This window comes from Corallococcus aberystwythensis, from assembly GCF_003612165.1.
Lineage (GTDB): Bacteria > Myxococcota > Myxococcia > Myxococcales > Myxococcaceae > Corallococcus > Corallococcus aberystwythensis.
The window spans coordinates 1-9,435 of the sequence record NZ_RAWK01000334.1 but is presented as its reverse complement, the minus strand read 5'-3'; the positions used below and the strand labels follow the sequence as shown (position 1 = coordinate 9,435).

6 protein-coding genes are annotated in these 9,435 nt (G+C 70.5%); 4 read left to right on the top strand and 2 right to left on the bottom strand.

Features of this window, described 5'->3' with window-relative positions; all coding sequences use genetic code 11:
* Positions 1-286 precede the first annotated feature (286 nt).
* The 4 genes from D7W81_RS36425 to D7W81_RS36410 all read left to right on the top strand — a co-directional run bounded on the left by D7W81_RS36425 (position 287) and on the right by D7W81_RS36410 (position 7,496).
* The gene (locus D7W81_RS36425) at positions 287-3,553 is read left to right on the top strand and encodes a DEAD/DEAH box helicase (protein ID WP_244227687.1); all 3,267 of its coding nucleotides are present in this window, start codon (positions 287-289) and stop codon (positions 3,551-3,553) included.
* 156 nt (positions 3,554-3,709) lie between these two features.
* The gene (gene recN, locus D7W81_RS36420; RefSeq protein WP_120559978.1) at positions 3,710-5,446 is read left to right on the top strand and encodes a DNA repair protein RecN; all 1,737 of its coding nucleotides are present in this window, start codon (positions 3,710-3,712) and stop codon (positions 5,444-5,446) included.
* A gap of 107 nt (positions 5,447-5,553) precedes the next feature.
* Positions 5,554-6,354 (top strand): Stp1/IreP family PP2C-type Ser/Thr phosphatase, encoded by an 801-nt coding sequence (locus tag D7W81_RS36415; protein WP_120559979.1) that lies wholly within the window; start codon positions 5,554-5,556, stop codon positions 6,352-6,354.
* Positions 6,355-6,578: 224 nt separating this feature from the next.
* The gene (locus tag D7W81_RS36410; RefSeq protein WP_120559977.1) at positions 6,579-7,496 is read left to right on the top strand and encodes a M23 family metallopeptidase; all 918 of its coding nucleotides are present in this window, start codon (positions 6,579-6,581) and stop codon (positions 7,494-7,496) included.
* A gap of 14 nt (positions 7,497-7,510) precedes the next feature.
* Here D7W81_RS36410 and D7W81_RS36405 read toward each other — a convergent pair whose 3' ends face one another.
* Entirely contained in the window at positions 7,511-8,215 is a 705-nt protein-coding gene (locus tag D7W81_RS36405) for a nucleotidyl cyclase domain-containing protein (RefSeq protein WP_120559976.1), read from the bottom strand.
* Between the two features lie 90 nt (positions 8,216-8,305).
* Positions 8,306-9,331, bottom strand: a complete 1,026-nt coding sequence (rlmM, locus tag D7W81_RS36400) for a 23S rRNA (cytidine(2498)-2'-O)-methyltransferase RlmM (RefSeq protein WP_120559975.1) — start codon at positions 9,329-9,331, stop codon at positions 8,306-8,308.
* Positions 9,332-9,435: the final 104 nt, after the last annotated feature.

The following is a 9,435-nucleotide window of genomic DNA, read 5'->3' as shown; positions in this document are numbered from 1 at the left end:
AAGAGACAGCAGTCCGGGGGACGACAGCCGGGAGGGACCGGAGGCTCAAGAGTACCCGGCCCGGGTGACAGCCGGCCTGGCGGGCCCCCGGACGGCGTGCCGTGGGGCCATCGGCCGGAGAAAGGGCGGACTGGGACGGGACCGGGTCATGGCGGACGTTGATGATCTCACAGCTTCGCGTCGCCAGGCCGCATCGGCTGGATGACGCCGTATTTTTTCCCGCGCGCGGGGATCCCCTCACTGTGTTAAGCGAGGCGGTTCCCCCCGACCTAGGAGTCTGGGGCCCTTGCAAGCCGTGCAAACCACCGCTGACACCCGAGACCCTCTCTCCCCCCAGGACGGACTCTGGCTCCGCGCCCTCAAGGCCGAGGTCGAGCCCGCCACGTTCAAGAAAGGCCGCGAGGTGGCTGAAGGCCGCCGCGTCTTCGGCCTTACGCGTGAACCCGAACGCATCCGCGCGCAGGTCGCGGGTCCGTCCGGCGAACGCTATGACGTGGCCCTGATACCGGGAGAGGGGAAAGTCGTTTCCTCCTGCACCTGCCCGGTGTGGAATTCCACGGGCCCGCATTGCGAGCACGTGGTCGCCGTGGCACTCATCTACGCGGCCCGCTTCCGGCCGCCGCCCCCGCCGCAGAAAGCCGCACCGCCACCGCCTCCGCTGCCTGAACCCGAGGACATGGGGCCGGACGACGAGGTGGAGATTCCCGGAGGAGGCGCGCCGGGAATGGAAGGCGTCAGCCTGCCCGCGCTCGCCAAGGTGGAGAGCTGGCTGGGCCTGTCCTCACTGCCCGACTACGAGTTCCTCTACCGGCTCACCCCCGCCAACACCGGGGCGGGTGGCTCCAACGGCCGTCACTGGGTCGTGGACGTCCGCCGTCAGGACGCGCAGACCAAGGGGCCCGTGCACGTGAAGCGCCTGCTCCAGGCGGGCAGCCGCATCGCGCCCCCGGACGAGCGCATCTTCATGGTGCTGTCGCGCCATGAGCACCGCTACGACTCGCGCATCGTCCTGTCCGACGAGGACCTGTGCGAGGTGCTGGAGCTGTTGCGCCAGCGCCGGGTCATCTACCGGGGCACGCCGCTGGTCTACATGGACCAGCCCGTGCGGCCGCAGATCCATCTGGAGTCGCGCCCGGACGGCGCCACCGCTCAGATTGAGCTGCTGTTCCCGGACGGCGTGGGCTACCCGCTCAAGGACGTCATCGTCCTGGCGGGCCGCCGCACCTACGTCATCCAGGCGCAGAACCTCCACGCGGTGGAGCCGGACTTCCCGCCCCGCTTGCTTCGCAAGTGGCTGCTGGAGCCGACCATGTCCTTCCCGGCCGGGCAGCTGGACCGGGTGCTGACGTTCTTCGCCGCGCACCTGCCGCGCTTCCGCATGTCGCTGAAGGCGGACGACATCGAAGTCGACGAGTCGGTGGAGCCGCGCTTCGTCCTCACGCTGGAGGGCGCCGCCGAACGCGTGAAGGTGCAGCTGGCCGCGCGCTACGGTCAGACGACGGTGGCGGTGTCCCCCACGGCCACGCACCTGGGCTACGCCAGCGGCGTGGGCGAGGACGCGCGCAAGCTGTACCGCCGCCGCGACGAGGTGGAGCGCGCCGCGGGCAAGCTCCTGCTCGACCAGGGGCTGCGGTTTGATCAGGCCTCGCAGGCGTTCGATGCATCAGGCGACGTGGCCCTGGAGTTCTGGGCCCGGGGCCTGGCCGGCCTGCCCGCGGAGTGGGAGCGCTACGGCGTGCAGGCGCCCAAGGTGCGGCTGCGCCCGAAGCTCAAGCCGCGCATCCGCGTGGGCATGAGCGGCGTGCAGTGGTTCGACCTGGATGCGGAGTTCGTCACCGACGACCAGGCCGTGGACCTGGGCGCCGTGCGCATGTGGCTGGACTCCGGCCGCAAGTTCATTCCGTTGAAGGACGGCTCCTTCGCGGAAGCGGACGTCGCGGAGATCAAGCGCGTGGCGGACCTCCTGGAGGAGGCCGGCGCCATGCCGGGCCGCACGCGCACGCGGCTGCCCTTGCACCAGGCGGTGGCGTTGGACCTGCTCGCGGACCTGGGCGAGTTCACCGAGGTGGAGGCCAAGGCCCGTCAGGCCATGCTCGCCCTGCGTGAATCCGCCGGCGTTCCGAAGGTGGCCGTGCCGGAAGGACTCCAGGCCACGCTGCGCCACTACCAGGAGGCGGGCCTGTCCTGGCTCTGGTTCCTCAGGCGCCACGGGCTGTCCGGCATCCTCGCGGACGACATGGGTCTGGGAAAGACCATCCAGTCCCTGAGCCTGATGCAGAAGGTGGCCAACGATGAAGGCCGCAAGCCGTCCCTGGTGGTCGCGCCCACGAGCGTGCTCGCCAACTGGGAGCGCGAGGCGGAGCGCTTCACGCCGGGCCTCAAGGCCATGGTGTGGCACGGGCAGGACCGCCGTGAGCGCGCGGAGGACCTGAAGGACATGGACCTGGTGCTCACGTCGTACGCGCTGGTGCGCCGCGACCTGGAGCAGCTGTCCCAGGTGGGCTTCCGCTACGTCATCCTGGACGAGGCGCAGAACATCAAGAACGCGGACAGCGCCACCGCGCAGGCGTGCAAGTCGCTGCCCAGCGAGACGCGCCTCGCGCTCACCGGTACGCCGCTGGAGAACCGGCTGTCGGAGCTCTGGAGCATCTTCGACTTCCTGATGCCCGGCTTCCTGGGCAGCGCGGAAGGCTTCAGCGACCGCTACGAGCAGCCCATCCAGGTGTCCAACGACGCCACCGCGAAGGACCGGCTGCGCCGCCGCATCCAGCCCTTCATCATGCGCCGGCTCAAGACGGAGGTGGCCAAGGACCTGCCGCCGAAGACGGAGAGCGTCGCGTGGTGCGAGATGGAGCCCGGCCAGGCCGCGCTCTACCGCGAGGTGCTGGAGGAGAGCCGCCGCAAGGTGCACGAGTCCATCGAGAAGGTGGGCTTCAAGCGCAGCCGCGTGTCCATCCTCGCCGCGCTGATGCGCCTGCGTCAGGTGTGCTGTGATCCGCGTCTGCTCAAGATGCCGCCCGGCACGCTCCTGCCGGCCAGCGCGAAGCTCGAGCGCTTCATGGAGCTGGTGGCGGACCTGGTGGCGGAAGGCCACCGCGCGCTCGTCTTCAGCCAGTTCACGGAGATGCTGGAGCTCCTGAAGCAGGAGGCGGACAAGAAGGGCCTGCGCTACCTCTACCTGGACGGCCGCACCAAGGACCGCATGGGCAAGGTGGACGAGTACAACCGCCCTGACGGCCCACCGCTCTTCTTCATCAGCCTCAAGGCGGGCGGCACCGGCTTGAACCTCACCGCCGCGGACTACGTCATCCACTTCGACCCGTGGTGGAACCCCGCGGTGGAAGACCAGGCCACGGACCGTACGCACCGCATCGGCCAGACGCGCGCGGTCATCAGCTACAAGCTGATCACCCGCGGCACGGTGGAGGAGAAGATCCTCAGCCTGCAGCGCAAGAAGCGCGACCTCGCCGCCGGCGTGCTGGGCACGGACGGGGACGACATGGGCCGCACCCTCACCGAACAGGACATCCAGGAGCTGTTCACCGAAATCTGATGCGACCCAGGAGTGGGAGATGGTTGTGGCGCCAACAGGCCACGCCCTCCCACTCGCCCTCCCACCGTCCGCACGACCCGAACACCTGTGCAGTGTCATCAAGACCTGCTAGGGTGTTCAGGTGTTGGGGCGTCGTACGGATCGCGGAGGGCGCGCGTGCTGCTGGGTCTTCGGATTTCGAACGTAGCGGTGATTGAGGAGGTGGAGGTCGCGTTTGGCGCGGGCCTTACCGTCCTCACGGGTGAGACGGGGGCCGGCAAGTCCATTCTCGTGGACGCGCTGGGCCTCCTGCTCGGGGGTAGGGCGGATGCGGACGTCATCCGTGCGGGCTGCGACGATGCGGCGGTGGAGGGCGTGTTCGCCCGGACACCGGTGCTGGCCGCGCGCCTGGAGGAACTGGGCCTTCCGGACCTGGGAGAGGAGGTGCTCGTGCGCCGCGTGCTCGGGCGCACCGGGCGCGGAAAGGTCTACGTCAACGGCGCGCTGGTGACGCTGGGCGTGCTGGGGAAGCTCACCCGGGGCGCGGTGGACATCGCCGGCCAGCACGAGCACGTGAGTCTCTTCGACTCCGGGCTGCACCGCGTGCTGCTCGACAAGTACGGCCGCCTGGATGAATCGCTGGCCGCGTACGGCCGCGAGTGGGCGAACCTGCGCGAAGTGGACTCGCGCATGGACGCGCTGGGCGGAGACGACGCCAAGGTGCGCGAGCGCGCGGAGTTCCTGCGCTTCCAGCTGGACGAAATCACGCGCCTGGACCCGGAAGCCGGCGAGGACGTGAAGCTGGACGCGGAGCGCCGGCGGCTGGGCAGCGCGCAGAAGCTCAAGCGTCACGGCGCGGAAGCCGAACTGCTGCTGTCAGGTGAGGCGCCCTCCGCGCTGGAGATTGTAGGGCGCGCGCTGGGGCTCGTGCATGAAGGCGTCAAGTGCGACGCGACGCTCGCGCCCGTGGCGCAGTCGCTCAGCACGGCGCTGTCGGAGCTGGAAGAGGCCGCGCGCCGGCTCAACCGCTACGTGGAGGGGCTGGAGTCCGACCCCGGGCGGCTGGGCGAGGTGGAGGAGCGGCTGGACGCGCTCAAGCGGCTGTGCCGCAAGCACGGCGTGCCGCTGGACGGCGTCCTCAAGAAGCGCGGCGAACTGGAGACGGAGCTGGGCACGCTGGAGAACCGGCGCGAAATCCTGGAGGAGCTGAACCAGGAGCGGAAGCGCGTGGAGGAGCGGGCGCGCAAGGCGGCGCTGACGCTGTCCCGCGCGCGCAAGGCCTCCGCCGGGTCCTTCTCCCAGCAGGTGCGCGAGGGCCTGGGGGGGCTTGCCATGGGCAAGGCCGCCTTCGAGGTGCGCGTCACCGCCGGGGAGTCGCTGCGTCCGGACGGCCTGGACGAGGTGGAGTTCTTCTTCAGCGCCAACCCGGGTGAACCGGCGCGGCCCCTGGCCAAGGTGGCCTCGGGCGGTGAGGCGAGCCGCCTGCTGCTCGCGCTCAAACGTGCACTGGCGGACAGTGACGCCTGCGGCTGCTACATCCTGGATGAGGCGGACGCGGGCGTGAGCGGCGCCATCGCGGACGTGGTGGGGCGGATGATTCGCGAGGTCAGCTCCCACCGCCAGGTGCTGTGCATCACGCACCTGCCCCAGGTGGCGGCCTACGCGGACGCGCACCTGCTCATCCGCAAGAGCGTGAAGGGCGAGCGCACCGTGTCCCAGGTGCTGCCGCTCGCGGCCGGCGCCGAGCGCACCCAGGAACTGGCGCGCATGATGTCCGGCGTGGAAGTCACTCGCGAGGCGCTGGGCGCGGCGGAGGCGCTGGTGCGTTCGGCCCACCGGGCCACGCCCCGCGCTCGCCGGGAATCCGGCCCGGAAGGCAATAGCCCCCGGGGTCGGCTGCGCCGGACGGCCTGAAATGGCGGCTCAAAAGGTAGGGGTGACCCAGGGGGAGGGGCATGACGCACCGCGAGTTTTCGCGCGCGTCCTTGCCCCCACTAATGGGCTCACATAGCATCCGGCGCGTGTCCAGCACCGCAGGGCAGACCGCGGCCCCCCGCCATAAAGTCATCTCCGCTGGCCTGACGGACGTCGGGCGCAAGCGCAATCACAACGAGGACAGCTTCCTCATTGACGATGAGCTCCAGCTCTACGTCGTGGCGGACGGCATGGGTGGGCACGCGGGTGGTGGTACCGCGTCGCGCATCGCCGTCGAGACCATCGACAAAGAGCTGCGGCGCGCGCGTGAAGGGAGAGACAACCCCTTCGTCAGCGTTCCCAACCTCCAGGAGTCACCCATACCGGAAGCGCTCCGGGGCGCGGTGGAGAAGGCCTGTCAGGCCATCTACCTCACCGCCCAGGATGACGCGCGCCTGTCCGGCATGGGCACGACCGTCATCTCCCTGGTGGTCCGCGACGAGCACGCCTTCTTCGCCCACGTGGGTGACAGTCGCGCGTACCTCATCCGCGGGGACCTCATCCAGCAGATCTCCGAGGACCACTCGCTGGTCAACGAGCAGATCAAGGCGGGGATGATCACACCGGAGGAGGCCAAGCACTCCCGGTACAAGAACATCATCACCCGCTCCGTCGGCTTCGAGGAGGAGGTGCAGGTGGACGTCATGGGACTCGTGTCCGAGCCCGGTGACGTGTTCCTGCTCTGCTCGGACGGCCTCGCGAACATGCTCGAGGACCGGGAGATCCACGACGCCGTCGCGCGCCATGAGAACCTGGACGAAGTGCCCAAGCACCTCATCGACCTGGCCAACGATCGCGGCGGCGACGACAACATCAGCGTCATCGTGGTGCGCATGCAGGGCGGGTAGGGCCCGGACTCGGGGCGCTTTGGGGTGTGCCCCGCAGTCTGTTGACCTTGACACTCTTCAAATGCGGATGATAGCTGCCCCAACCTTTCCATCCATTGAGAATCATCAGTGGGTGACGGTGCGGGACGGGCGGCGGGTGGGGGAGGTGTTGCGCGCGCGGGGAGCGACTTAGCTTCTGCCGCCGGAAGTCCCACGTTGCGAAAGAGTTTCCCCAGGAGTGGTCCGTGGCCAAAAAGTCCTTCACGCTGATGGTCATCCCGGACCACGACGCTCCGGTGAAGCGCTACACCATCCAGCGCTCCTGGCTGGTGCAGGTGGGAATGGGCCTGATGCTGGTGGCGGGCCTGGGCGCCGGCGCGAGCATCCACTATCTCCAGGTGGCGGCGGACGCATCGGAGAACCGCATCCTGCGTGAGGAGAACCTCACGCTGCGCTCGCAGCTGAAGTCGGTGCGCGAGCGCATCGAGCACATCGGTTCCACGCTGGACCGCGTGGAGCGCTTCGACCAGAAGCTGCGCGCGGTGACGCTCTTGTCGGACCCGCAGCGCAACCTGGCCATGGGCCCCACGGAGCCGGAGACCGGCACCACGGCGCCCGCGACGGACACCCAGTTCACCCAGCTGACCACCACGGACACGCCCAAGATGATGCTGGGCCGCCTGGACCGGCTCTCCGCGGAGGCCACCCGTCAGGAGCTGAGCCTCCAGGACCTGCAGGCCTACTTCCAGGACCAGAAGTCGCTGCTGGCCTCCACGCCGTCGGTGTGGCCGGCGCGCGGCTGGGTGACCAGCGATTTCGGTCAGCGCCTGGACCCGTACACGGCGGACCGCGTGACGCACGCGGGCCTGGACATCGCGGCGCCGCACGGCAAGGAAGTCACCGCGCCGTCGGACGGCACGGTGGTGTTCGCGGGGCTGGAGGGCGGGTACGGCAACGTGCTCGTCATCGACCACGGCTACGGCATCAAGACGCGCTACGGCCACCTGTCCAAGATCCTCGTGAAGGCCGGGGACCGGGTGAAGCGCGGCGCGTCCATCGCGGCGGTGGGCAACACGGGCCGCTCCACCGGCCCGCACCTGCACTACGAGGTGCGCGTGAACGGCGTGCCGCAGAACCCGCGCAAGTTCATCCTGGAAGAGTAGGCGCCGAGGAGGCGTCAGGTTCCTTCCGGCTCCGGGAGGAACGCGTCCAGGCGCAGGCGCCGCCGCTGCAGGCCGTGCGTCCGCCCGGTGCGCTCCATGATGTAGGCCCGCTCCACCTCCGCCCACAGGAGCGGCCCCAGCACCTGCCAGTGCGACGGCTGGTGCACCGTCAGCTCCAGCAGCGCCACGGTGAAGCCCGGCACGTCGGTGGCCAGGGCGCCCGGAGGCAGCGCGGGGCGCAGGTCCTCCGCCAGCCTCGCGCGCGTGCCCTCCGCGCTGTCCTCGCGCACGGTGAGCTGGGACGTGGGCAGCAGCAGCACCGCGAAGCCGTCCGGTTGGAAGCGCACGATGCGCGCGCCCGGGTACTGCGCGCCGAGCGACGCCACGGTGGCCTTGAGCAGCGCGTCCCCGGCGGGGAAGCCGAAGCGCGCGTTGAAGTGGATCATCTCCTTCACGTCCACCATCACCGCGCCCACGCGCCAGCCGTCGTGGTGCGCGTGCGTGGACAGGTCGAACTCCTCCTTGAGGAGCGTGCCCTGCGTGAGCGCCAGCACGTGCATGGCGCCGGTGGCGTCCGCATGGCCCCGCCGGCGCTGCTCGGCGGCGACGAGCTCCTGGGCGGCGGCCTGGGGCGCCTCCTGGGCGTGTCCGGGGCGCGCGGCCCGGGGGTGGAGGGCGACGAGGGCGGTGGCGGTGGCGTCGTCGAGTGTGTAGGGCATCGTGTCCGCGTGTGTAGCGCGGACCCGCGCCGGGCGCAGGAAAGCTTCTCCCCGCGCCCTCCTGGCCGCCCTTAGGCGCATGCGGAGCCTTCAGCGCATGCGATGGGCCGTGACGGTCACTTCATCCCGGTCGTGGTAGAGCTGGCGGACGGTGAGGCCCTCCCAGCCCCCGTCCTCCACGAGCGTCTGGCGCACCCGCAGGAGCAGCGGGTTCTTGTCCTTCATGGGCAGCTTGATGTTGGCCACCAGGTTGCGCGCCCAGCGGCGCCGGCCCCACTTGGCCAACAGCTGCGCGACCTCCAGGGGACGCCACGCCATGTCGCAGAAGAGCCAGTCCGCGGACTCCTCTGGCGCGTAGGCGAAGGCGCTCTCCTGGATGTGCTGGACGCGCGGATTCTTCGCCAGCTCCGGCATCAGCTTCGCCGGGTCCACCGCCACCACCCGCGCCCCGCGCGCCACCAGCCGCTGCGTCCAGCCCCCCGGCGCCGCGCCCAGGTCCACGCAGACGTCGCCGCGCCCGGGCTCGTGCGCCAGCCCGTCCAGCGCCTCCTCCAGCTTCATCGCCGCGCGGGAAGGGGACTCGCCCGCGCGCTTCATCCGCCGCCGCCCGCCCGGCGCGAGCGACAGGGCCTCTCGGGCACTCACCGCGCCCAGCATCAGCACCCCATCCGGCGCGACGCACAGGCCCACCAGCAGGGCTCCGGACTCGCGTGCCCGGCTGTCGTCCTCCAGCACACGCCCCGAGGGGAGCGCCGCGCGCACCGCCGCCTCCAGGGCCTCGGCACGGCCCGCCTGCGTGTTGCCCTTCGCGCTGTCCGGCGTGTAGGCCCTGACGAGCCAGGGCACGCGCGAGGGCAACCCGGACATCGCACCCACGATGTCCTCCACCGGTACCTGGGCTCCTCCTGGGGGCGCCCACGTGGCGAGGACCTTCTCCGCTGCCCGGCCAAAGGCGGGCGGCACCTCCGGCCGCTGCTGGGACTCCACCAGGGCCGGCCCCAGGAGGCGGGGGGCCGCGTCGGCCCAGGCCAGCTCCTCGAACAGGTGCGACTCGAAGCCCTCCCGGCAGGTCCACAGCCACCGGGCGGGCTGGGCCGCCAGCGTCTGTGCGGGCATGGGTGGCACGCGCGCCCGAGGTGGGATGCGCGGCGCGGGCGACGCGATGGGGGCCGGGGCGGAGCGCCCGGGGCCTCCGGTACGGCTGTCTCTTATAAACATCT